The following is a 24,180-nucleotide window of genomic DNA, read 5'->3' as shown; positions in this document are numbered from 1 at the left end:
GATGCTTTTTGCCATGGAAATCGATGCCCTGTTACGTACCCTGGCCACGCGAAATGGCTCTGATCTTTTCCTGTCTACCGGCGCGCCACCCAGCGCACGCTTCGACGGGGTATTGAAAATCCTCTCGGAACAGCCCTTCAGGCCGGGCGAGATCGCTGCGATAGCAGCGTCCATCATGGACGCCGAACAGCGCGTGGAGTTCGATCGGGAACTGGAGATGAACCTGGCGATGTCGCTACCGGGCGTCGGGCGTTTCCGGGTGAACATTTTCAAGCAGCGCAACGATGTGTCGATCGTGGCACGCAACATCAAGCTGGATATCCCGCGCTACGAAGAATTGCATCTGCCGCCGGTGCTATTGGAAACAGTCATGCTCAAACAAGGGCTGATGTTGTTCGTAGGCGCCACCGGCTCGGGCAAATCCACCTCACTGGCGGCGCTGATCGATTACCGCAACCGGCATGGCAGCGGCCACATCATCACCATCGAAGACCCGATCGAGTTCATCCATCGGCACAAGAAATCGATCATCAACCAGCGGGAAGTCGGCGTCGACACCCGCAGCTTTCATGCGGCCTTGAAAAACACCCTGCGCCAGGCCCCGGACGTTGTGCTGATTGGCGAAATCCGTGACCGCGAAACCATGGAACATGCCTTGGCATTTGCCGATACCGGTCACTTGGTGATCTCTACTTTGCACGCACACAACGCCCATCAGGCGCTGGATCGCATCATCAATTTCTTCCCGGAAGAACGGCATACGCAGCTGTTGCATGACCTGGGAAACAATCTCAAGGCGTTCGTTTCCCAGCGGCTGGTGCGCACCCGTGACGGACAGCGCCGGGCTGCGGTGGAGGTGATGCTGGGTACGCCGACCGTGGGCGATCTGATCCGTCGCAATGCCCTTGATGAGCTCAAAGGGATCATGGAGAAATCCGCCGAGTCAGGCATGCAGACTTACGACGGAGCGTTGTTTGCTCTCGTTATAGAGGGCGCGATCACGGAGGAAGAAGCACTCAAGCATGCCGACTCGGTCAATAACCTGCGTCTGCGCCTCAAGTTGCATGCCGAATCGTCGCCCGGCGCTCAGACAGCGCCCGGTGAATGGGGACTGATGGACTAGCGACGTTCGTCTGCCACGATTTGCGGGACCAAAAAAAACCCCGCGACCGAATGAAGGCGCGGGGCTAAAAAATTGGTTGGTTGCGGCCAACCAAAGGAGCTCGTTTGAATCCTATTGGGCGGCGACCGTCTCCGGTTGCCAGCCACCGCCGAGTGCTTTGTAGATCGCGACAATGCCACGGTACAAATCAACTTCGGCCTGGGCCTGAGAATCCTCTGCGGCGAGGCGCTCACGTTGCGCGTCGAGCAGCACGAGGAAATCGTCAGTGCCTTCGCGGTAACGAATCTGCGCCAGATCGGCGGCAGCGCGGCTTGACTCGCTCTGGCGTATCAGGGAGATCAGGCGCTGCTGGCGTTTACCGTAATCGCTGAAGGCGTTTTCCGATTCTTCCAGTGCCAGCAACACCTGCTGCTCGTACGTTGCCAAAGCCCCTTCAGCTTCGGCATCGGCGCCGCGCAGACGCGCACGCACGCTGCCCAGATCGAACGCTGCCCAGGTGATACTCGGGCCGAGTGCCCAGGCGTTGGCCGCCGAAGAACCGATCTGCGAACCGCGCCCGGCGGTGAAGCCGAGGAAACCGCTCAAGCTCACTCGCGGGAACAAGTCAGCCTTGGCCACGCCGATGCGCGCGGTGGCTGCGGCCAACTGGCGTTCGGCACTGCGCACATCCGGACGACGTTGCAGCAGTTCGCCCGGGTCACCAATCGGCAATGCCTTGGCAATCGCTGGCAAGTCTTTCGGGCTGAGGTCAACGCTCAGCTTGTCCGGACGCTCACCCAGCAGGGTGGCAATGCGGTTTTTCTGGCGAACCTGTTCGGCTTGCAGTTGCGGCACGCTGGCTTCGACCGAAGCCAGGCGGGCATCGGCACGAACCACATCGAGCTGATCGCCCACGCCGGCATCGCGCAGGCTTTCAGTGATCTTGCGCGACTCCTGCTGGTTGTTCAGGTTAGCCAGGGCGATCTTCTCGCGCAGCTGTGCACCGCGCAGTTGCCCGTAGGCGTCCACCAGTTCGGCAATCATGCTGACTTGCAGTTGGTACAGATCCGCTTCAGCGGCTTGCTGTTCGGCATCGCTGGATTCCAGATTGCGCTGGATACGTCCGAACAAGTCCAGTTCCCAGGCCATGTCCAGCCCCAGGTCGTAGCGTTCGGCGTTGACCCGCTGCGTGGTCTGGCCGGGAATCTGGCCTTTGCCCACTTCACTGCTGGCGCGGCTGGTGATGGTCGGCATGGCATCGTTGCTGGCGTCATCACGAATCGCCCGAGCGGCTTTCCAGCGTGCGAAAGCAACACGCAAATCGCGGTTGCCTTGCAGCGACTGGGTGACCAGACGGTTGAGGGTCGGGTCTTCGAATTGCTGCCACCAGATGCCTTCGAAACGTGCGCGGTCGTAATTCTTTTGACCGGCCGCGCCGTCAGTGGCGCTGGTAATGTTGGCCCGCTCAGTGGCCGGCGTCTGATAGTCCGGGCCGACGGCGCAAGCGCTCAAGGCCAGTACCAGCAAGCTCGGCAGGAAAACTTTCAGGCTCATCAATGCGCCTCCAGTGGCTTGTTCGATTTCAGCGCCTTGGCTGCTTTGCGCTTTTCACCGCGCTCCACGAAGTTTCGGATCAGCACGTAGAACACTGGCGTCAGCAACAGACCGAAGAAGGTCACCCCGAGCATCCCGGAGAACACCGCCACACCCATGGCATGACGCATTTCGGCACCGGCACCGCTGGAGAACACCAGTGGCACCACACCCATGATGAACGCGAAGGAGGTCATCAGGATCGGCCGCAGACGCAGGCGACATGCTTCGAGCACCGCTGCCAGCGGGCTCATGCCTTCGTCCTGCTGTTTATCCTTGGCGAATTCGACAATCAGAATCGCATTCTTACAGGCAAGCCCCACCAGTACGATCAATCCGATCTGAGTGAAGATGTTGTTGTCGCCTCCCGAAGCAATCACACCCACGATGGCCGACAGCAAAGTCATCGGAACGATCAGGATCACCGCCAGTGGCAGGCTCCAGCTTTCGTACTGCGCGGCGAGCACCAGGAACGCCAGCAAAACGCAGAGCGGGAACACGAACAGCGCGGTGTTGCCGGACAGGATCTGCTGGTAGGTCAGGTCGGTCCATTCGTAGGTCATGCCGTTCGGCAGTTCTTCGGCGAGCAGCTTCTCGATGGCTTTTTCGGCCTGGCCAGAGCTGTAGCCCGGGGCGGCTGCACCGTTGATTTCAGCGGTGATGAAGCCGTTGTAGTGCATCACGCGATCCGGGCCCGAGGTGTCGCTGACCTTGATGAAGGTCGCCAACGGGATCATCTCGCCTTTGTTGTTGCGCACTTTCAACTGACCGATCTGGTCTGGCTCCAGGCGGAACTGCTGCTCGGCCTGAACATTGACCTGATAGGTACGACCGAAGCGGTTGAAGTCGTTGGCATACAGCGAACCCAGGTAGATCTGCAGGGTGTCGAAGATGTCGCTGACGGCTACGCCGTGGGTCTTGGCTTTTTCCCGGTCGATGGCGGCATCGACCTGCGGCACGTTCACTGTGTAGCTGGTGAACAGTGCGGCCAGTTCCGGCACGTTGTGGCTCTTGTTGATGATGTTCATGGTTTCTTTGTACAGCTCGTCGTAACCGAGGTTGCCACGGTCTTCGATCTGCAGGCGGAAACCGCCAATGGTGCCCAGACCTTGAACCGGTGGCGGCGGGAAGATCGCCATATAGGCTTCCTGAATCCCGGCGAACTGGCCGTTCAAGGCACCGGCAATCGCACCGGCGGACATGCTGGCGTCCTTGCGCTCGTTGAACGGTTTGAGGGTGACGAACACGATGCCGGCATTCGGACTGTTGGTGAAGCCGTTGATCGACAGGCCGGGGAAGGCCACCGCACTTTCCACACCCGGCTGTTTCAGCGCGAGGTCGGACATGCGTTTGATCACGTCTTCGGTACGGTCCAGGCTCGCGGCATCCGGCAGTTGCGCGAAGGCCACCAGGTATTGCTTGTCCTGGCCGGGGACAAAACCCGTCGGTGTGCTGGAGAAGCCGAAGAAGGTCAGCACCATCAAACCGGCGTAGACGATCATGGCAATGCCGCTGCTGCGGATGACCCGGCCTACCGTTCCCACATAGCCATGGCTGGCGCGTTCGAAGAAGCGATTGAACGGACGGAACAGCCAGCCGCCCAACAGTTTGTCGAGCACTCTGGTAAAGCGGTCTTTCGGTGCGTCGTGGCTCTTGAGCAGTACGGCGGCCAGGGCAGGCGACAGTGTCAGCGAGTTGAACGCGGAGATCACGGTCGAGATGGCAATGGTCAGGGCGAACTGTTTGTAGAACTGTCCGGTGAGTCCGGAAATAAACGCCGCCGGGATAAACACCGCACATAGCACCAGTGCCGTCGCGATGATCGGCCCGGTCACCTCGCGCATGGCTTTCTTGGTGGCTTCTACGGGCGTCTCCCCGAGCTCGATGTGCCGCTCGACGTTCTCCACCACCACAATGGCGTCATCGACCACGATACCGATGGCCAACACCAGTCCGAACAATGACAAGGCATTCAGCGAGAAGCCAAACAGATGCATCACGGCAAACGTACCGATCAGCGAGACCGGCACTGCCACCAGCGGAATGATCGAAGCGCGCCAGGTCTGCAGGAACAGGATCACCACCAGAACCACGAGAATCAGTGCTTCGAACAGCGTGTGAACTACCGCCTCGATAGAGCCGCGCACGAAGATCGTCGGGTCGTAGACGATGCTGAAGTCCATGCCTTCCGGGAAGTTCTTCTTCAGCTCGGCCATCTTGCCGCGCACGTCGTTGGAGATGTCGATCGCGTTAGAGCCGGGACGCTGGAAGATCGGAATCGCCACCGCCGGTTGGTTGTTCAGCAGCGAACGCAAGGCGTACTGGCTGGAACCGAGTTCGATGCGTGCAATGTCTTTCAGACGAGTGATTTCGCCGTTGTCGCCGGAGCGAATGATGATGTTCTCGAACTCTTCCTCGGAGACCAGACGCCCCTGAGTGTTGACCGACAGCTGGAACGCGGTGGCATTCGGCGCAGGCGGAGCGCCCAGTGCACCGGCCGCCACTTGACGGTTCTGCTCGCGAATCGCCGTCACCACATCGGTGGCGGTCAGGTTGCGCGAAGCCGTCTTGTTCGGATCGAGCCACACGCGCAGCGAGTAGTCGCCCATGCCGAACAATTGCACATCGCCGACACCGCCCAGCCGCGCCAGCTCATCCTTGATGTTGAGCAGGGCGTAGTTGGACAGGTAGAGCATGTCGTAGCGTTTGTCCGGCGAGGTCAAGTGCACAACCATGGTCAGGTCGGGCGATGCCTTGTCGACGGTGATACCGATGCGCGTCACTTCTTCGGGAAGTTTCGGCTCGGTCCGGGTCACACGGTTCTGCACCTGCACCTGCGCGTTGTCCAGGTCGGTGCCCAGGGCGAAGGTGATGGTCAGGGTGATCTTGCCGTCGGCGGTCGACTGCGAGGACATGTAGAGCATGTTCTCGACGCCGGTGATGGCTTGCTCCAGCGGAGCGGCCACGGTTTCACCGATGACTTTCGGGTTGGCACCGGGGAAGTTGGCGCGGACCACGACGGTGGGCGGCACGACTTCCGGGTATTCGCTGATCGGCAACTGGAACAGCGAGATGGCACCGGCGATCAGGATCAGCAGCGACAGCACCGCTGCGAAGATCGGCCGGGAAATGAAGAATTGAGAAAAATTCATCTGCTTTGTCGTCCCTTAACCGCGTGGGGTCGCGGCAGCCACTTTCACAACCGATCCCGGCGCGGCTTTGGCAGGCGCGACTTGGGGCAGGTTGCTGGCTTCCAGCGCTTGTCGTTGTTGAGCGAGCGCGGCGAGGGTCTGCTCGCTGGCCATCGGGATCGTTTCAGGGGTGACCGGCGAACCGGGGCGTACGCGTTGCAGGCCCTTGACGATGACCGTGTCCTCTTTGCTCAGGCCACTGCGCACGATGCGCAAGCCTTCGATTTTCGGACCCAGTTCAACGGAGCGGTACGCGGTTTTGTTCTCGCCATCGAGCACCAGCACGAACTTCTTGCCAAGGTCGGTACCGACCGCTTCGTCATTGATCAACACCGCGGAGTAAGTGCCGCTGCCGACCAGTTTCAAACGCGCGTAGAGCCCCGGGGTGTAATTGCCATCGGCATTGTCGAAGACGGCGCGGCCGCGGATAGTGCCGGTCTGCGGGTTGACCTGGTTGTCGACGAAGTTCATGACGCCCTGGTGCGGGTTGCCTTCCTCATTCGACAGGCCCAGATAAACCGGGGTGGTGGCGCCGCGCTTGCCTTGGCGGGCGAGGGCGGTGTACTTGAGGAAGACACGCTCATCGGCGTCGAAGTAGGCGTAGACCTTGTCGGTGGAAACGACACTGGTCAGCGCGGTGGTGTCGGCGGTCACCAGGTTGCCCGCGGTGATTTCCGCACGGCTGACGCGGCCACTGATCGGCGCGGTCACGCGGGTGAAGCTCAGGTTCAGTTTGGCCAGATCCAGTTGCGCTTGCAGCGCTCCGACGGCGGCGCGCGCTTCTTGCGAAGCGCTGGTGCGCGAGTCGGCGAGTTCGGCGGATATGGCGTTGCTGGTGCGCAGGCGCTCACCGCGTTGTGCTTCGTTTTCACTGCGGGTGGCGGTAGCGCGAGCCTGAGATACCAAAGCTTCGAGGCGGCGGACCTCAGCCTGGAAAGGGCGCGGGTCAATCTGGAACAGCAGGTCGCCTTTCTTGACCAGCGCGCCTTCGGTAAAGGCCACATCATCAATCTGCCCGGAGACCCGTGGCCGGATCTGCACGGTTTCCGGTGCCTCAAGCCGCCCGGTGAATTCGTCCCACTCGTTGACGGGCTGCTCCAGCACTTTGGCCACGCTGACCTTGGTGGCCGGCGGAGCGGCGGCCGTGTCCGGCGTCTTCCCACAGGCGCTCATCACCAGTACGGCCAACAAGGCCAACGGGAAGCGCAAATGTTTAAGTGATTGTTCCATGGATGCATCCGCCAATGTATTGAGAATGGGCGGATGATGCTCGGCGAGGGGTGTATCACACGAATCGAATGGGGCGAAGGTAACTATCATTCGGAATGATACGAACCCTAATCAAGCTCTCTAGCATGCACCTTTCGTTAGGCGGCTATCAATTGGTTTGAGGGTAATACTGTGTTGCGTGCGTCGCAAGAATCAACGCCACGCTTCGGCGGGTTGAGGCGATTGACCGATATACGCATGGAGAACACAGAGAAGCTGATTTAATTAAACTATACTAACTCCATTATCCTGTGTGTTAAGCCGTAATTAGCAATGGAAGACACAGTATGCTGGAGTTAGATTTCGTCAAGCCGAGCGAACTGGTCAAGCGCTTGTGCGATCGCCTGCGTAAAGAACGCTTGGCGCTGCAATTGACGCAAGCCGATGTCGCCGGACGCGCCGGCATTGGCACCAATACCGTGTCGAACCTGGAGGCAGGGCGCAATGTCGGGTTCGAAAATGTGGTCCGTGTAGCGATGGTTCTTGGACGTACCAAGGAGCTCGAAGAGCTGTTCATGCCAAAGCTCAACAGCCTTGAGGACATTCGCCGGTACGAAACCAGTGTCAAGCGCCAGCGTATCAAACGGAGGATCACCGATGCTTGAACATGTCGAGGTTTTCTACGTTGGCTGGGGTGAACGCTGGTTGTGGGGCACACTGGTGTCTACGACTGCAATCACCGGCCGTCCGCAGATCCTGTTTGAGTACAGCAGTGAAGCGAAGAGTAAGGGCCTGGAACTGTCAGCCTATACGCTGCCGCTGGAGGGCGTTCCTTTACGTCGAAGCTTTCCAAACCATCAGTTCGGCCTCCCGGGACCGGTCTATGACTCGTTGCCTGACGGTTGGGGCATGCTGCTGATGGATCGGTTGTTCAGGCGCCGCAATCTCAATGCAGCACGGATCGGTGCCTTGGAGCGGTTAGCGTACATCGGCAAAAATGCCATGGGAGCGCTGTCGTTCGAGCCCGTCGCACCTGAAGGAGAGGTTTCGCAGACGCACATCCCTGTAGCATCGCTCGCGGCTGAGGTTCAGGAAGTACTCAACGGCGAGGGCGGTCAGTTTCTGCAGACGCTGCTGCTGGTGGGGGGCTCGCCTCAAGGTGCTAGGCCAAAGGCGTTAGTCTTCCGCGACCCTGAAGATGGCGCCTTTACGACCGCCGCCACACCGGGCTTTGAAGCCTGGCTGATCAAGTTTCCGGCGAAAGACGAACACCCTGAAGTCTGCGCAATTGAAATGGTCTACGCCGAATGTCTGCGCAGGTGCGGCATCGAGACCCCGGACACGCAACACTTCAATCTGCCCAATGGGCTGGCAGCTTTCGCGAGTAAACGCTTTGATCGCGTAGACGGTCAGCGCGTCCCCATGCAAAGCCTCGCCGCCTTTACCGGAGCCGACTACAAATCACCGGGATCGCTGGATTACGTGAACTTCCTGCGTGCGACTCAGATGTGCACCAACGATGTGCGAGAGAAAGCGCTCGCCTTCGAGCGTGCGGTGTTCAATGTGGCGTTCAATAATAGAGACGATCACCCGAAAAACTTCGCTTACATTATGTCGCGTGCCGGCACATGGCATTTGGCACCGGCCTACGATGTGACGTTTTGCGAAGGCCCGGGCGGCTACCACCAGATGGATGTGCTGGGAGAAGCTTTGGAAGTGGGTCGCGGCGCGATGTTAAGGCTCGCCGAGGAAGCTGAGGTTTCAGTGGATAGGGCAGCAGACGTCATCAGCAGAATGTGCGATTCGGCCAGCCAGTTTGCAGCGTTGGCGCAGAGCCTGTTCCCGCACATGATTACTGCAGACACCCTGCAGCGCGTTCAACAGCGAATCAACGAGAACATTCGCTTGCTTCGGTAGAAAGCCTGTCTGACCACAGCCAACGCCTGACCTGGTCACTCTTGGTGAAACGAGTGATCCAGAACCAGGCGCTGACCTTGCAATTAGCGTCCCCGAGTGTTCATTCCAGGTGGACGCTTATCGATAGACCTTCAGACATTTGCAACCCATTTCTCCTCATTCAGTCGGCGCTTGTACGCACTGTCCCGACTCGCCAACCAGAAGTACAGCGGCGAAGTCACCAACAGCCCCACCACCCAGGACAAATCGGCACCGTTGATGTGTTGCGAAATCGGGCCTACATACAGCGGTGTGTTCATGAAGGGAATCTGCACCGCGATACCTACCGCGTACGCCAGCAGAGCGTGCGGATTGTAGCGACCGTAAATCCCGCCATCCACGCGGAAGATCGAGGCAATATCGTACTTGCCCTTGTGGATCGCGTAGAAGTCGATCAGGTTGATGGCCGTCCACGGCACCAGTACCACCAACAACACCAACACCATGTCGACGAAGTGGCCGATAAAATCTTTCGAAGCAAATACGGCTGCAATCGCACAGGCTGCCAACACGATGAGGGAGATCACCGCTCGGCTTTTGGCCGTTGGAATCCAGCGGTAGGCAAAGGTCTGCACGAGCGTGATGATCGACAGCACCGCGCCGTACAGATTGAGCGCGTTGTGGCTGATCACGCTGAGCAGGAACAGCACCAGCATCAACGGTCCAATGGAGCCGGTGGCGAGTTTGACGGCTTCCATGGTGTCCATGCCCGTCGGGGTGGCGAGGACAGCGACGGCACCGAAAATGAAGGACAGGCTGGAGCCCAGCGCCGAGCCCAGGTAGGTGGTCCAGAAGGTGGAGGCCACGGGTACGTCAGCCGGAAGATAACGGGAGTAGTCTGAAACGTAAGGGGCAAAAGCGATCTGCCACAGGGCTGCCAGGGAAACAGTGGCGAGCCAGCCGGAAATGTTGAAATCCCCGCGCGTCAGGAAGTCCGTGGTCTGTACGTGGGTCAAGATATAGCCGAAACCGAGCACGATGCCGGCGCCCAGCACCCAGGTGCCTATGCGGTTGAGAACGTGGATAAAACGGTAGCCGATGATGCCGATGATCCCGGAACCGATGGCGCCGATGACGATGCCGACGGGCACGGGCACGCTGTCGACCACGCCATGCAGGGATTTGCCCGCCAGCACGATGTTGGAGGCAAAGAAGCCGATGTACATGACGCCGGCGATCACTACCACGAGCAAGGCGCCGAGGGAACCGAACTGAGCGCGACTCTGAATCATCTGCGGGATGCCCATTTGCGGGCCCTGGGCCGAGTGCAGCGCCATCACCACGCCGCCGATCAGGTGACCGACGAGGATGGCAACAATGCCCCAGAGCAGGTTCAGATGGAACAGTTGCACACCCAGTGCGCCGGTCACGATCGGCAGCGGGGCGATGTTGCCACCGAACCACAGGGTGAACAGATCTCTGACCTTTCCATGGCGATCTTCCGGGGGCACGTATCCAATCGTGTGTTTTTCGATAAGCGGGGCGGAGGATGTTGCAGTGGTAACCATGACGAGCTCCAAGGCAAGGTGAGTACGTGGACGTACTTCGCAGGGCGTCGCCTGTGCGACGCTTTGTTGTTGGAACGATCATCTGCAATGACGGCAGGGAGGTAAATTAGTAAGTTTGTTGCTATAGACCTTAAAAAAAGTATCTCGCCAGCTTCTTCGCTCCGGTATGTTGCAACCGCTGTGAGTGCTGAAGAAAACAGGCTTTTCTTGCACTTGTTTGGGGCGAAAACCCACGTTTACCGAGGTCCCGATGGCTGCCTACAACCTGCGCCAACTCAGATATTTTGTTACCACAGCCGAGTGCGGCAGCGTCGCGGAAGCGTCGCGCAAGCTGTATATCGCCCAGCCGTCGGTTTCTACCGCGATCAAGCAGCTGGAGGACAGCTTTGGCGTGCAGCTGTTTATCCGCCATCACGCCCAGGGTGTGTCGCTGACACCCAGTGGCGCACGGTTCTACCGCAAAGCGCTGGAGTTGTTGCGAGTAGCCCATGAGTTCGAGCAAAACGCCCTGGCGGACAATGATGTAGTGGCTGGGCAGATCGATATTGGTTGCTTCGAAACGGTTGCGCCGCTGTACTTGCCGCGTTTGATTGCAGGCTTCAAGGCGCGTTGGCCGGGAGTGGAAATTCGCCTGCGCGACGGTGAGCAGCAGGAGCTGGTGCAGGCGCTGACGGCTGGCAGTATCGATGTCGCGATGCTGTTCGAACATGACCTGGGCGGCACCATCGAGACCACGCCGTTGATGCCGCCGCAGCAACCGTACGCATTGTTGCCGGCCGATCACCGTTTCGCGCAACAGGCCAGGGTGTCCCTGGCGGACCTGGTGCTGGAACCGATGATTTTGCTCGACGTGCTGCCCAGTCGAACGTACTTCGTGAGCATCTTTGAGGAGCGAGGTTTGACGCCGAACATAGTGTTCAGCTCGCCTTCGATCGAAATGGTGCGGGGGATGGTCGGGCGCGGGTTTGGTTTCTCGATTCTGGTGACCAAACCGTTCACGGAGTACTCCTACGATGGGCAAAAACTCGTTTGCGTACCTTTGGCCGAAACGGTTACCGGCTCCGGCCTGTCTGCCGTGTGGCTGCGGCGTGCGCCGTTGACCAAACCGGTGCAGTTGTTTGTCGACTATTGCCGCGAAGAACTGGCGCGAATCCTCGGCTGAACCTGGATTGCAATCTGACAGACACCAGAGATCACCTGTAGGAGCCGGGCTTGCTCGCGAATGCGGCGGGCCAGTCAGCCAGCGGTGACTGACACACCGCGTTCGCGGGCAAGCCCGCTCCCACAGTGGATTTGTGTAATCAGATAACTTGGCGTATGGCTCAGCCGCGTATCGACTCCAGCATCCGCAACAGCATCGCGTCACACCCGGCCAGCTGCGCCACACTGACAAACTCATCTGGCTTATGCCCCTGGTCCATGCTTCCCGGCCCGCACACGACCGTGGGAATGCCGGCCGCATCGAACAATCCACCTTCGGTGCCAAACGCCACCGTCCCGAACTCCCGGGAACCGGAAAACGCCGCGATCAACTCTGCCGCCTGGCTGCGCTCATCGGTGACCAGTCCGGGATAAGCCGACAGCTTCGTGAACCGTATTGCACTGTGCTCGCTGACTGCCTGCATACGCGGCAAGACCTGTTGCATTGCGTATGCCTGCAGCTGCGCAGCCACTTCAGCCGGGTCCATTGACGGCAGGGCGCGGACTTCAAAATCAAACCGGCAATCAGCCGGCACGATATTCAGCACCTTGCCGCCGTTGATCACGCCCGTCTGCACTGTGCTGAACGGCGGATCAAACCGCGCGTCCTGCGTATCCCGCAGCCGTTGCCCGATACGCCCGAGCTCGCCAATCAGCTCGGCGGCATGCTCGATGGCGTTCACGCCGTAAGGCGCATAGGCTGAATGGCACGCCTGGCCATGTACGTCGCAGCGCATCGCCAGCTTGCCCTTGTGGCCCAACACCGGCTTGAGTTCGGTGGGTTCGCCGATGATGCACAGCATGGGTTTCACCGGGCGTTCCTGCAGTACGGCGAGCAGCGAACGGACGCCCAGACAACCGACTTCCTCGTCGTAAGACAGGGCGATGTGCACCGGCAGGCGCAAGGGTGCCTTGAGCAACGCCGGCACGAGCGCGAGCACGCAAGCGATATAACCCTTCATATCCGCCGTGCCACGGCCGAACAACTTGCCGTCACGCTCGGTCAGCTCGAACGGCGGCAGCGTCCAGGGCTGTCCATCCACCGGCACCACGTCGGTATGCCCCGACAAGACAATGCCCGGCAACTCCACCGGGCCGATGCTGGCAAACAGATTGGCCTTGCTGCGCTCCTCGTTGTAGACCAGCTCGCTGACCACACCACAACCGGCCAGGTAATCGCGCACAAACCCGATCAACTGCAGGTTGGATTCGCGGCTGGTGGTATCGAACCCCACCAGCGTCTGCAGCAACTCGCGACTGGTGCTCATCGATCGTCTCCGGCCACGCCGTAGCCTGGGGAGCGATCGGGGGCGAGGGCGCGGTCGATGTAGTCCTGCACTTGCGGACGATAGGCGTCCCACAGGGTTTGCAGTTGGCTGATGGGGTGGGTATCGGCCCAGTCCACCCGCAAGTTGATGATCGGCCAGGTCAGCTCGCCCACTACCACCAGCGCAGCGGAGTGCACCGGCCCGGCCTCACCACCGGCGGCGATGGCGGCGTGCATGGCGGCCAGGAGTCTATCGGCCAGTTGGCCTTCGCCTGACTCGAACGCTTCGACCATTGCCTCGATCACCGCGCGGTCAGCAAGCATATTGCCTGCTGCCACACACTGTTCACCCGACACCGCATGGTGGGTACCCAGGGTTTCGCTGCCGCTGAAATGCACGGTGCGGCCCAGGTGATCAATGGCCGTGATTTGCCGGTACTGGCTGTAGCCGTTACTCGTCAGTGCTTTATCGAGGGCGTCGGCAGGGGCCAGGCCTTGTTCCAGCAGGTCGAGCACGTCCGGCCCCAAGGCTGGCAGCGTGATGTTCTGGGTCGACACCGCGCCGACACCTGGACGCAGCCAGGGGCAGCGAGCACCCACAGCGATGCTCGATGAGCTGATGGCGATGCCCATCTGGCCGGTGTCCGCGCAACGGGCGACAATTGAAAAGGTCATGGGTAACTCCTTATTCCGGGATCACCGCGATCACATCGATTTCCATCAACCATTGCGGCTGACCCAGGGCGGTCACCACCAGCCCGGTGGAGATCGGGAAGACCCCCTTGAGCCACTTGCCGACTTCCTGATACACCGGCTCGCGGTAGCGGGGATCGATCAGGTAGGTCGTGGTCTTGACGATATGGCTCAGGTCGCTGCCGGCTTCTTCCAGCAATTGCTTGACGTTGCGCATGGCTTGCTCTGTCTGCGCACGCGGGTCACCCAGGCCGACGAGATTGCCCTCGAAATCGGTGCCGACCTGGCCGCGCACGTACACGGTGTTGCCGGCGCGTACGGCCTGGCACAGATCGTTGTCCAGGCTTTGGTTCGGGTAGGTTTCCTTGGTGTTGAACATGCGGATGCGAGTGTGAGTAGGCATCTAAAAACTCCGGCAGAAGATAGTCAGGCGTTGACAGGGGAATGGCGAGCGGCGGGCGCCGCTTCGCGGTATTCAAGGTATTGACGCTGGATGGCGATATGGTCGGCGACGTATTTGGCATCGTGCCAAACGCCCCAGATGAACGACGAGCCACGCCGCGACTGCCACGGCAACCCGAGAAAATAAATCCCGGATTCGCTGGATACACCGCGCTGGTGCTGCGGCTTGCCGGCGGCGTCAAACGCATCGACTTTCAACCAGCTGTAATCCACGGCAAAACCGGTGGCCCATATGATCGAAGTGATGCCGGCCTCGGCCAGGTCCAGCTGCAGGATCTGCTGCTTGATGCAATCCGCATCGGGGAACACCTGACGGGCTTCGGGTTCCAGCGGCAGGTTGAGGCCATTGCGTTCGACATAGGCGTCCGCTGCATCCAGCAGGGCCAGGTAGTTCTCATCGCCACGCGCGAGGTTCTCCACGAGGTTGGCCTGGAACGTCGCGACGTTGCCATTAAAGGCTTGCGTCAAGCCGACCAGGGTCATGCCTTGCTGGGCCAGTTCACGGAAGTCGATGGTCTTGCCGCCCTGAGCGCCACTGACGGCGATGGTCACGTGCTCGCGGCCAGGTTTCATCGCCGCCTGGTCCCATTCGCCCAGCACGCCCAGCCACCAGCAGAAATCGCGGTTGCGATAGGCGCGAGGCGGGCGGTCGTGGGCGCCAACGGACAGGTACACCTGGCGACCGGAGCGCTGCAATTCATCCGCGATCTGCACCCCGGAGGAGCCTGCCCCCACCACCAGCACGGCCCCGGCAGGCAGTTGTGCGGGGTTGCGGTAGTCGGCCGAGTGAATCTGGTGCAAAGGTGTGTCCTTTGGTGCAATCGCCGGAATCACCGGTTTCTGGAACGGCCCGGTCGCGGCCACCACGCGGTTGGCTTCGATCACGCCTTCGCTGGTCTGCACGGTGAAACCAGGGCGGCCTTCATTGCGTACCACCGAGATCACGTCCACGCCAGTACGAATCGGCGCGTTGAATTTACGGGCGTACGCTTCAAAGTAATCCGCAACCCGCTCTTTTGGGGCAAAGCCATCGGCAGCGACGTCATCGAATTCCAGGCCAGGAAAACGGTCGTGCCAGGCCGGGCCGTTGGCAACCAGCGAATCCCAGCGACCGGTGCGCCAGCGCTCGGCGATGCGGCTGCGCTCCAGCACCAGATGCGGCACGCCTTGCTTGCTCAAGTGCTCACTCATGGCCACGCCAGCCTGACCGGCTCCCACCACCAGGGTGTCTGTTTTTGTTATCGCTTCAGTCATGTCTCTGTCCTTGCGTAATGCAGTTGGATTCAGGTCTTGCATGACTTCAAGGCTAGGGGGGAGGGGGGCATTAATAAAATATTATTAAGCTGGCAAGTGAGCATAAATATCGGATGCAAGCTCACCCTATCGGGTGATTTCGATGAATTGTCGGGTGTGGGACCATCCTTTCCATTCATTCAGTGAGTGTTTGAAGTGGAAAACGACCGGCTTTGTTCTGCGCAATGGTTCGAGCACATGGCTCATGTCACCGAGAGCATCGGGCAGGCGGGCTTCCCGGCTGCTTTGTTCGAAGCCCTTGGCTGTATCTGGCCGATTCAGGCCACGACGCTGTATTTGTATCCGCACGGCGGCATGCCCAGCGCGTTGTTCGAGCTGGAAGGACCGTGGTTGCCACAAGGCAACGTGCGCCAGTACCTGTCCGGTTTTTACTTGCTGGATCCGTTTTACGGGGCGTGTGTGGAGCGGGTCAGCTCCGGGTGTTATGAACTGGCTGAAGTCGCCCCCGACCATTTCGAACTCAGCGAGTATTTCCAGTCTTTTTACCGGCATTCGCACCTGGAGGATGAACTCAACTACATCCTGCAGTTGAGCAACGGCTCGAGCCTGGCGGTGTCACTGGCTTTTACGCAGAAGCTGGACAAAGCCACGACACAACAATTCAAGCGTATAGCGCCATGGGTGCTGGCCGTGCTGGGCAAACATTTTGTCGGCCTGGATGCGCAGGGTTCGCGCTTCGAAAGCCAGCTGGAGCAGCGCATCCACGCGGCGCTCAATAATTTTGGTTCGTCGATTCTCACTGAGCGCGAATGCCGGATCGCTCAGTTGATCCTGCGCGGCCACTCCACTCGCTCGCTGGCCGAGCGCCTTGGCCTCTCGGAAGACACCATCAAGTCTCATCGCAAACACATCTACAGCAAGCTCGATATAGGCGCGCAATCGGAACTGTTTTCCCTGTTCATCGACTCGTTGGCCGAAGCCCAGGGCGTGCTGAGTAAAGATCCGCTTGAAAGCTACATGAACAAGATCCGCTGAGCGGAACACTCATGACAAGAGAGAGAAAAAAATGAACCTGCCATTCGAACCGAAACGCCAGACCCAGGATTATCAGAAGTCCGACGCCGCCCACCATATTCATGCGTTTCTCGATCAGAAGGCGCTGAATGCCGAAGGTCCCCGGGTCATTGTCCGCGGTGAAGGCCTCTATCTGTGGGACAGCGAAGGCAAGCGCTACCTGGACGGTATGTCCGGCCTGTGGTGCACCCAGCTAGGGTATGGCCGCAAGGATTTGACCGCTGCGGCTGCCGCGCAGATGGACCAGCTGGCCTACTACAACATGTTTTTTCACACCACCCATCCGGCGGTGATCGAGCTGTCCGAGCTGCTCTTCAGCCTGTTGCCAGGCCACTATAGCCACGTGATTTACACCAACTCCGGCTCCGAAGCCAACGAGGTGTTGATCCGCACCGTGCGCCGTTACTGGCAAGTGGTCGGCCAGCCGCAGAAAAAGATCATGATCGGGCGCTGGAACGGCTATCACGGCTCCACGCTGGCGGCTTCGGCGCTGGGCGGCATGAAATTCATGCACGAGATGGGTGGCTTGATTCCGGATGTCGCGCACATTGATGAGCCTTACTGGTACGCCCAGGGTGGCGAGCTGACCCCGGCTGAATTCGGTCGGCGCTGTGCCCTGCAGCTGGAAGAAAAAATTCTGGAGCTGGGCGCTGAAAATGTCGCGGGCTTTATCGCCGAGCCTTTCCAGGGCGCCGGCGGCATGATCTTCCCACCGGAAAGCTACTGGCCGGAAATCCAGCGGATCTGCCGCCAGTACGATGTGCTGTTGTGCGCGGACGAGGTGATCGGTGGCTTCGGTCGCACAGGCGAATGGTTTGCCCACGAGTACTTTGGTTTCGAGCCGGACACCCTTTCGATTGCCAAGGGGCTGACCTCCGGCTATGTACCCATGGGCGGCCTGGTACTGGGCAAGCGCATAGCGGATGCGTTGGTGGAGCGGGGCGGCGTGTTTGCCCACGGCTTGACCTATTCCGGGCACCCGGTCGCGGCGGCAGTGGCACTGGCGAACCTCAAGGCGCTACGTGATGAAGGCATCGTGCGCACCGTGAAGGAGGACACGGGGCCGTACTTGCAACAGATCCTGCGGGATGTATTCGGCAACCACCCGATGATCGGCGAGATCCAGGGTGCGGGTCTGCTTGCAGCCTTGCAGTTCGCCGAGGACAAGCGTACGCGCAAACGCTTCGACAATGAAAACGACCTGGCCTGGCAATGCCGCACCTTTGGCTTTGAAGAGGGCGTGATCATCCGTTCGACATTGGGCCGCATGATCATGGCGCCGGCACTGGTGGCCACGCGCGCGGAACTGGATGAGCTGGTCGAAAAAACCCTTATCGCGGTAGACCGCACCGCACGAATCGCGGGCAAGCTGTGAGCTGACTGGCTCGCCACCCCTGCATGGGATGGCGAGCGACATCGTTCGCCCCGCGGGCAACGCGCCAGACAACTTTAAGTAAATGAATCACAAACGGTATCGATTTCATCGGATGCCGCGGCGACCTGCATTCAAATTTCCAGGAGTCAGCAATGAATACAATAACAAACGTGGCCGACACTCCCTCCCATCATGCGGCATCCAAAGTGACGTCATCTCGCCGCTTTCGACAACCTTTGGGGCTTGTCGGCCTGGTGCTCTTCGGCCTGGCTTACATGGTGCCGCTGGCCGTATTTACCACCTATGGCCTGGTCACCCAGATGACCAGGGGCCACTTGCCCACCGCCTACCTGTTGACCCTCGCCGCCATGCTCCTGACCGCTTACAGCTACGGGCGCATGGTTCAGGCGCATCCCTACTCAGGATCGGTCTACACCTACACGCGCAAGGCGTTTGGTGCCTGTTTTGGCTTCATCGCCGGGTGGACCTTGCTGCTCGACTACATTTTCCTGCCGCTGCTCAGCTACCTGCTCATCGGAATCTACATGTCCGAATACTTCCCTGGCGTTCCTGTTGCCGTGTGGGTGCTGGGCTCGATAGCCCTCGTGACAATGCTTAACCTCGTCGGGATCGAGTCGATTACCCGGGTCAACTGGATACTGGTGGTGGCCCAGCTGGTCTTCATCGTGGTGTTCGTCGCCTTGTCGGTGCACAACCTGAGTGAGCAATCCGAACCGGTTTCGCTGCTAGCACCCTTCCACCACGAAGGCTTCAGCGTGCCCTTGATCATGACCGGCGCAGCAGTGCTCTGCCTGTCTTTTCTCGGCTTCGATGCCGTGTCGACCATGGCCGAAGAGACGCCCAACCCACGACAGACAATTCCGCTGGCGATCATGGTGGTGTCGTTGTTCGGGGGGCTGCTGTTTCTCGTCGTTTCTTACTTCGCGCAAATGGTTTTCCCCGAATGGAACAGCTTTGCCGACCCGGATTCCGCGTCGGTGGACGTGATGCGTCGCGTCGGCGGCGAACTGCTGGTGACTGCGTTCACCGCGACCTATGTGGCCGGCTGTTTCGCCTCGGCAATGGTTTCCCAGGCCAGTGTGTCGCGCGTGCTGTTTGCCATGGGTCGAGACGGCGCACTGCCGCGAGTGTTCGGCAAGCTGGTCTCGAAAAAACGCGTGCCGGCCACCGCGATCATGCTGGTCAGCCTGTTCTCGCTGATTGCGCTGTTCATCACTCTGGACACCGTGGCCAACATGATCAGCTTCGGTGCGCTCTTCGCGTTTTCAGCGGTGAACCTGGCGGTGATCAAGCACTACCTGATCGACCAGCAGTTGCGCGGTACCCGAAACTGTTTTCTGTATTGGGCGCTGCCGGGACTCGGCTTTCTCAGCACCCTCTGGCTATGGACGAGCCTGTCCAGCATGTCTTTCACCATTGGTCTGTGCTGGATGGGCCTGGGGCTCATTTGCTTGCTGGGTATCACGCGCGGGTTCCGGGTGAAGATGCCTGAACTGCAAATGGCGGAATAACAAAATTGTCATCACTCGGGAAGTACACCATGTTCGATCTTGACTACTGGCAGCAGCGAGTTGCCCGCCAAACTTTCATCGACAGCGCGCTGATTGACGGCCAGCAAGTGGGCGCGTTATCCGGGGCGACCTTCGACGCCATCAACCCAGCGACCAATCAGCTGCTGGCGCGTGTGGCGGCTTGTGGTCCCGAGGAGGTCGACCTGGCCGTGCGTTCTGCCCGGCGTGCCTTTGAGACGGGCCCTTGGCGGCGGATGTCCCCAGGGGAGCGCAAGAAAATCCTGATCAGGCTGTCCGAACTGCTTATGGCCCACCGCGAAGAACTGGCGCTGCTCGATTCGCTGAACATGGGCAAGCCGGTGATGGACGCCTACAACGTCGATGTGCCCGGCGCCGCACATGTCTTCGCCTGGTACGGCGAGGCGCTCGACAAGGTCTACGATCAGGTTGCACCCACTGCCCGCAATGCGCTGGCCACCATCACCCGCGAAGCATTGGGGGTTATTGCTGCCGTGGTGCCGTGGAATTTCCCGCTGGACATGGCCGCGTGGAAACTGGCGCCTGCTTTGGCCGCGGGCAACAGTGTGGTGCTCAAACCTGCCGAGCAGTCACCGTTTTCCGCCCTGCGCCTGGCCCAACTTGCCCTGCAGGCAGGCATGCCGGAAGGCGTGCTGAACGTGGTTCCGGGCCTTGGCGAGAACGCCGGCAAGGCCTTGGGGCTGCATCCGGACGTCGATTGTCTGGTGTTCACCGGCTCCACTCAGGTCGGTAAGTATTTCATGCAGTATTCCGCTCAGTCCAACCTCAAGCAGGTCTGGCTGGAGTGCGGCGGCAAGAGCCCGAACCTGGTCTTTGATGACTGCCAGGACCTGGACCTGGCAGCGGAAAAGGCTGCCTTCGGCATCTTCTTCAATCAGGGTGAAGTGTGCTCGGCCAACTCCCGCCTGTACGTGCAACGCACCATCCACGACGAATTCATGGAGCGCCTGATCAGCAAGTCGCGCGCATGGATGCCCGGGGATCCTCTCAACCCTGGGAGCGCTGCAGGCGCGATCGTCGATCGTGAGCAAACCACCCGCATCATGAAAGCAATCAGTCAGGCGCGTGCTGACGGCGCCACGCTGGTGTGCGGTGGTGAGCAGTTGAGCATCAATGGTTCCTCGAACTTCATTCAGCCAACCATTTTCGGCAGCGTGAAAAGCCACATGAGTATTTCGCGGGATGAAGTGTTTGGTCCGGTCCTGGCGGTGAGCGCCTTTGACTCTGAAGAGGAGGCCGTGCAGCAAGCCAACGCCAGCATTTACGGTCTTGCGGCGTCGGTATGGAGCGATGACCTCAACCGTGCCCATCGGGTAGCGCAGGCCTTGAATGCCGGTACAGTCTCGGTCAACACCATCGACGCCCTGGACGTCACCGTGCCATTTGGTGGTGGCAAGCAGTCGGGATTTGGTCGCGATCTGTCGCTGCATTCTTTTGACAAGTACACGCAACTGAAAACCACCTGGTTTCAACTGCGCTGAAATTGCGTGCCACGCCCGGGACATCCGGGCGTAACTGTCAGCCCGTCAGGCAAGCCTCCTGCCGATTAGCGTCTCAGGCGCTCGTGTTACTGAGGATCCGCCCGGCATCTTGTCCTGGAGGAAGTCCAAACACCCGTGAATAATCCCTGCTGAATTGCGTCGCGCTTTCATAACCGACCTCGAAGGCCGCAGCCATGACGCTCCTGGCATGGGCAACCATCAGTGTCCTGGCCTGGAGCAGGCGAATGCGCTTTTGATACTGCAAAGGGCTCAGGCTGGTGACCGCCTTGAAGTGGCGGTGAAATGCCGAGACGCTCATTGATGCTCGTTCGGCCAGGCGTTCCACCCCGAGTGGCTGCGCGAAGTCACGGCGGATCCACTGAATCGCCATGTTGACTCGGGCCATGGCCGTATCCGGTGCCGCGATCTCCCGCAGCATCCAGCCATGGGGGCCCTGGAGCACACGGAAGATGATTTCCCGTTCATAAACCGGGGCCAGGGCTGCAATGGCGTCCGGATCGCCCATTAATCGCAACATTCGCACCCAGGCATCCATCAGATCCGTTGTGACCGGCGCTACGGAGAACCCAAGACTGTCTTCGACGCGGCTGGCAGGTTTGGGCAGGTCTGCAAACAGCGTCGCCAGCACTGTCGGGTCAAGCGTCAGACTGACTGCCAGGTAAGGCTCTCCCGATAGGCCTGGATGCACAGCCCCCACCGCGGGTAAATCAATGGACATGACGAAATAGGTCGCCGGGTCATACCGAAGCGTCCGGTCCCCCACGCTCATGCTTTTACTGCCTTGCAGGATCACATTGATCATCGGGTCATAGACCGCCGCCAGCATGTGTTCGGGTATTTTTCCCTGAACCATGGCTACGCGCGGGATGCCCGTTTCGGTACGGCGATTTTCAGCCTTCGCCGCGAGCGATCTGAGTTCTTTCAGTTTGTTGTCCATGCCGCACATGCTGAAGGCACGACTGGGCATCCTGCAAGTGAAAAGCAGAAACAGGCAGGTTTCGAGTAGGAACGGGTACGACCCTGGCGATCGTGATGGGTACTGTGGAGCCACACACAAACCGCAGAGGAACATCAAATGAGCGTCATCGTCATTACCGGTGGCAGCCGTGGAATCGGTGCCAGTACCGCCGAGCACATTGCTCGGCGCGGTCTGGGGGTCATCCTGACCTACAACACTGATCCCCAGGCCGCCGCCACAGTCGTGGAGCGCATCGAGCGAGGCGGTGGCAAGGCTGTCGCTCTCAAGCTCGACGTATCTGATGTGGGTAGCTTCGAGGCGTTTCGGCAGTCAGTGGTACTGACCTTACGGGACACCTGGAATGCCACCACGCTGAGTGGCCTGGTCAACAATGCCGGCTACGGTCTATTCAATCCCTTGGCAACGGTTACCCAGGCGCAGTTCGATGGCCTGTTCAATGTGCACCTCAAAGGGCCTTTTTTCCTCACCCAAACCCTACTTCCACTGTTTTCGGACAACGCCAGTATCGTCAATCTGACCAGTGCCACCACCCGCGTCGCCACCGCGGGCGTGGCGCCCTATGCTGCCTTCAAGGGCGGGCTCGAGGTGCTCACCCGTTACATGGCCAAAGAGTTCGGCGAGCGGCGAATACGCGCCAATGCTGTATCACCCGGCGCCATTCGTACCGAATTGGGCGGCGGGCTGAACGCCGAGTTCGAGGCGAAGCTGGCGGCGCAAACGGCACTCGGCCGGGTCGGCGAACCGGAAGACGTCGCGCGCGTTATCGCCATGTTGCTGTCCGAGGAGGGCGGCTGGATCAATGCCCAGACCCTCGAAGTCTCCGGCGGCTACAACATCTGAACGCATGAGGACTTTGCCATGCTGGATCACGTTTTTTTGTCCGTGAGCGATATCGCACGGTCTATCCGTTTCTACGAAGCTGCCTTGACCCCGCTGGGTATCTGCGCGCGCCTGGACTACGACGGCAAAAACGGCCCACAGGGTCATCCGGACCTGAAAGGCTTCGGTGCCGACGGCCGGATGTTTTTCTGGTTGCGTGCGGGCACAGTGGAGGCCCGCGCGGTACATGTTGGTTTTGTCGCAGGCAGCAAGGCTGAGGTTGATGCCGCTTATGCCGCTGCCCTGCATCAGGGTGCGGTCGGCAACGGCCCGCCTGGGGCACGCTTGCATTACGACCCGGATTACTACGCCGGCAATGTGCTCGACCCGGATGGGTACAGCCTCGAATTCGTTTATAAGAAATGGCAGCACATCCCATGAGTATGCTTCTGATATATGGTGCTGCGGGCTATACCGGGCGGCTGGCTGCCGAGCGGGCAAAAGAGCTTGGTCTGGATTTCGAAATTGCCGGGCGTAACAGCCAGCGAATCGAATCGCTCGCAGCGAAACTGGACGTACCTTATCGGGTGTTTGATACCGACGATGCCGAAGGCTCCTTGTCAGGCATCTCAGTCTTGCTGAACGTCGCCGGGCCCTTCGCACACACAGCCGAGCCGTTGATGCACGCCTGTATCAAGGCCGGCGTGCACTATCTGGACATCACTGCCGAGATCAATACTTACCGCATGGCCGAGCGTCTGGGCGCTGAAGCGGCTGTGAACCACGTCATGCTGTTGCCGGGGGTGGGCTGGGATGTCGTTCCCACCGATTCGCTGGCGGTGCATGTCGCCAAGCGTGCAGTAACACCGGTTGCGCTGGGCATCGCGCTGCAGGTCCCGGGGTCGATGTCTCGCGGGTCTGCGATGAGCGTCAGCGAAATCATCGGTGCGGGCGTGCTCGCCAGAGTCGATGGCGAACTTGTTGCGACGCCGGATGCAGCACCACGCCACTTTGATTTCGGCCAAGGGCCGGTCCTCTGTGCACCGTTGTCTTTCGGCGACCTCGTAACGGGCTGGCATTCGACCGGCATCCCCAACATTGCGATGTTCGTGCATATCACCGGTGATGCGTTTCCCGAAGGAGATCTGGCGCAATTGCCTGAGGGTCCCACTCCAGAGCAAAGGGCCGCACATCGAGCGCGCGCAGTGGTTGAGGTCACCGGGACAGAGGGCACAATCGTATGTTCGATGATTGAAACCGTGAACGGCTATTCCTTCACGCCGCTGGCGGCAGTAGAAGCTGCGCGACGGGTACTCAATGGAGAACGGCAGCCGGGTTTTGCAACGCCGACCAAGGTGTTTGGTGACGGGTTTGCCGAGAGTATTGCCGGGACGGTGATCACCGACTTCTGACATGGGTGCTGGT

At 59.9% G+C, this 24,180-nt stretch carries 20 protein-coding genes; 11 read left to right on the top strand and 9 right to left on the bottom strand.

Annotated features, from left to right (window positions below; translation table 11 throughout):
- The first annotated feature begins 13 nt into the window (after nt 1-13).
- A complete protein-coding gene (locus tag F8N12_RS20190; protein WP_150581958.1) occupies nt 14-1,123 on the top strand; it encodes a PilT/PilU family type 4a pilus ATPase in 1,110 nt (369 codons plus the stop codon).
- Nucleotides 1,124-1,234: 111 nt separating this feature from the next.
- On the opposite strand, the gene F8N12_RS20185 is transcribed toward F8N12_RS20190, so the two are convergent.
- From F8N12_RS20185 to mexE, 3 genes are read right to left on the bottom strand one after another with little or no spacing between them, the layout of a single operon-like run.
- Nucleotides 1,235-2,656 carry an efflux transporter outer membrane subunit gene (locus tag F8N12_RS20185; protein WP_150581957.1) on the bottom strand — a complete coding sequence of 474 codons (1,422 nt, stop codon included), beginning with the start codon at nt 2,654-2,656 and terminating at the stop codon, nt 1,235-1,237.
- On the bottom strand, nt 2,656-5,847 hold the full coding sequence (locus F8N12_RS20180; protein WP_150581956.1) for an efflux RND transporter permease subunit: 3,192 nt from the start codon (nt 5,845-5,847) through the stop codon (nt 2,656-2,658). Before F8N12_RS20180 ends, F8N12_RS20185 begins: the two co-directional genes overlap by 1 nt.
- Nucleotides 5,848-5,862: 15 nt before the next feature.
- Nucleotides 5,863-7,116, bottom strand: coding sequence for a multidrug efflux RND transporter periplasmic adaptor subunit MexE (gene mexE / locus F8N12_RS20175; protein ID WP_150581955.1), 1,254 nt, complete (start codon nt 7,114-7,116; stop codon nt 5,863-5,865).
- Nucleotides 7,117-7,442: 326 nt separating this feature from the next.
- On the opposite strand from mexE, the gene F8N12_RS20170 reads away from it, so the two are divergent.
- On the top strand, nt 7,443-7,760 hold the full coding sequence (locus tag F8N12_RS20170; protein WP_150581954.1) for a helix-turn-helix domain-containing protein: 318 nt from the start codon (nt 7,443-7,445) through the stop codon (nt 7,758-7,760).
- Nucleotides 7,753-9,012: a type II toxin-antitoxin system HipA family toxin gene (locus F8N12_RS20165; RefSeq protein WP_150581953.1), complete on the top strand. Its 1,260-nt coding sequence runs from the start codon at nt 7,753-7,755 to the stop codon at nt 9,010-9,012. The genes F8N12_RS20170 and F8N12_RS20165 overlap by 8 nt, the downstream gene beginning before the upstream one ends.
- A gap of 131 nt (nt 9,013-9,143) precedes the next feature.
- Here the strand turns inward: F8N12_RS20165 and F8N12_RS20160 are convergent, their stop codons facing one another.
- Complete coding sequence (locus F8N12_RS20160; protein ID WP_150581952.1) at nt 9,144-10,559, bottom strand: purine-cytosine permease family protein; 1,416 nt, start codon at nt 10,557-10,559, stop codon at nt 9,144-9,146.
- Between the two features lie 250 nt (nt 10,560-10,809).
- Here F8N12_RS20160 and F8N12_RS20155 point away from each other — a divergent pair, with 250 nt between their 5' ends.
- Complete coding sequence (locus F8N12_RS20155; protein ID WP_150581951.1) at nt 10,810-11,721, top strand: LysR family transcriptional regulator; 912 nt, start codon at nt 10,810-10,812, stop codon at nt 11,719-11,721.
- Between the two features lie 160 nt (nt 11,722-11,881).
- Here F8N12_RS20155 and argE read toward each other — a convergent pair whose 3' ends face one another.
- From argE to F8N12_RS20135, 4 genes are read right to left on the bottom strand one after another with little or no spacing between them, the layout of a single operon-like run.
- Entirely contained in the window at nt 11,882-13,027 is a 1,146-nt protein-coding gene (gene argE, locus F8N12_RS20150) for an acetylornithine deacetylase (protein WP_150581950.1), read from the bottom strand.
- Nucleotides 13,024-13,701, bottom strand: coding sequence for a DUF1028 domain-containing protein (locus F8N12_RS20145; protein ID WP_150581949.1), 678 nt, complete (start codon nt 13,699-13,701; stop codon nt 13,024-13,026). Before F8N12_RS20145 ends, argE begins: the two co-directional genes overlap by 4 nt.
- A gap of 10 nt (nt 13,702-13,711) precedes the next feature.
- Nucleotides 13,712-14,122, bottom strand: a complete 411-nt coding sequence (locus F8N12_RS20140) for a RidA family protein (RefSeq protein WP_150581948.1) — start codon at nt 14,120-14,122, stop codon at nt 13,712-13,714.
- A gap of 23 nt (nt 14,123-14,145) precedes the next feature.
- Nucleotides 14,146-15,477, bottom strand: a complete 1,332-nt coding sequence (locus F8N12_RS20135; RefSeq protein ID WP_191623191.1) for a flavin-containing monooxygenase — start codon at nt 15,475-15,477, stop codon at nt 14,146-14,148.
- 195 nt (nt 15,478-15,672) lie between these two features.
- Here F8N12_RS20135 and F8N12_RS20130 point away from each other — a divergent pair, with 195 nt between their 5' ends.
- From F8N12_RS20130 to F8N12_RS20115, 4 genes are all read left to right on the top strand, one after another.
- Nucleotides 15,673-16,470: a response regulator transcription factor gene (locus F8N12_RS20130; RefSeq protein WP_150581946.1), complete on the top strand. Its 798-nt coding sequence runs from the start codon at nt 15,673-15,675 to the stop codon at nt 16,468-16,470.
- Nucleotides 16,471-16,501: 31 nt separating this feature from the next.
- Nucleotides 16,502-17,884 carry an aspartate aminotransferase family protein gene (locus tag F8N12_RS20125; RefSeq protein ID WP_150581945.1) on the top strand — a complete coding sequence of 461 codons (1,383 nt, stop codon included), beginning with the start codon at nt 16,502-16,504 and terminating at the stop codon, nt 17,882-17,884.
- A 152-nt stretch (nt 17,885-18,036) separates the two neighbouring features.
- Nucleotides 18,037-19,416 (top strand): APC family permease, encoded by a 1,380-nt coding sequence (locus tag F8N12_RS20120; RefSeq protein WP_150581944.1) that lies wholly within the window; start codon nt 18,037-18,039, stop codon nt 19,414-19,416.
- Nucleotides 19,417-19,445: 29 nt separating this feature from the next.
- Entirely contained in the window at nt 19,446-20,936 is a 1,491-nt protein-coding gene (locus F8N12_RS20115; RefSeq protein WP_150581943.1) for an aldehyde dehydrogenase, read from the top strand.
- A 73-nt stretch (nt 20,937-21,009) separates the two neighbouring features.
- Here F8N12_RS20115 and F8N12_RS20110 read toward each other — a convergent pair whose 3' ends face one another.
- Nucleotides 21,010-21,894: an AraC family transcriptional regulator gene (locus F8N12_RS20110; RefSeq protein ID WP_150581942.1), complete on the bottom strand. Its 885-nt coding sequence runs from the start codon at nt 21,892-21,894 to the stop codon at nt 21,010-21,012.
- Between the two features lie 138 nt (nt 21,895-22,032).
- Between F8N12_RS20110 and F8N12_RS20105 the strand changes: the two genes are divergently transcribed.
- The 3 genes from F8N12_RS20105 to F8N12_RS20095 are packed head-to-tail and all read left to right on the top strand — an operon-like array spanning nt 22,033 to nt 24,167.
- Nucleotides 22,033-22,776, top strand: coding sequence for an SDR family NAD(P)-dependent oxidoreductase (locus F8N12_RS20105; protein ID WP_150581941.1), 744 nt, complete (start codon nt 22,033-22,035; stop codon nt 22,774-22,776).
- An 18-nt stretch (nt 22,777-22,794) separates the two neighbouring features.
- A complete protein-coding gene (locus F8N12_RS20100; RefSeq protein ID WP_150581940.1) occupies nt 22,795-23,196 on the top strand; it encodes a VOC family protein in 402 nt (133 codons plus the stop codon).
- On the top strand, nt 23,193-24,167 hold the full coding sequence (locus tag F8N12_RS20095) for a saccharopine dehydrogenase family protein (RefSeq protein ID WP_150581939.1): 975 nt from the start codon (nt 23,193-23,195) through the stop codon (nt 24,165-24,167). Before F8N12_RS20100 ends, F8N12_RS20095 begins: the two co-directional genes overlap by 4 nt.
- Nucleotides 24,168-24,180 lie beyond the last annotated feature (13 nt).

The organism is Pseudomonas fluorescens (assembly GCF_902497625.1).
Classification (GTDB): Bacteria; Pseudomonadota; Gammaproteobacteria; order Pseudomonadales; family Pseudomonadaceae; genus Aquipseudomonas; species Aquipseudomonas fluorescens_BQ.
This window is presented reverse-complemented; position numbering and strand designations above follow the sequence as displayed.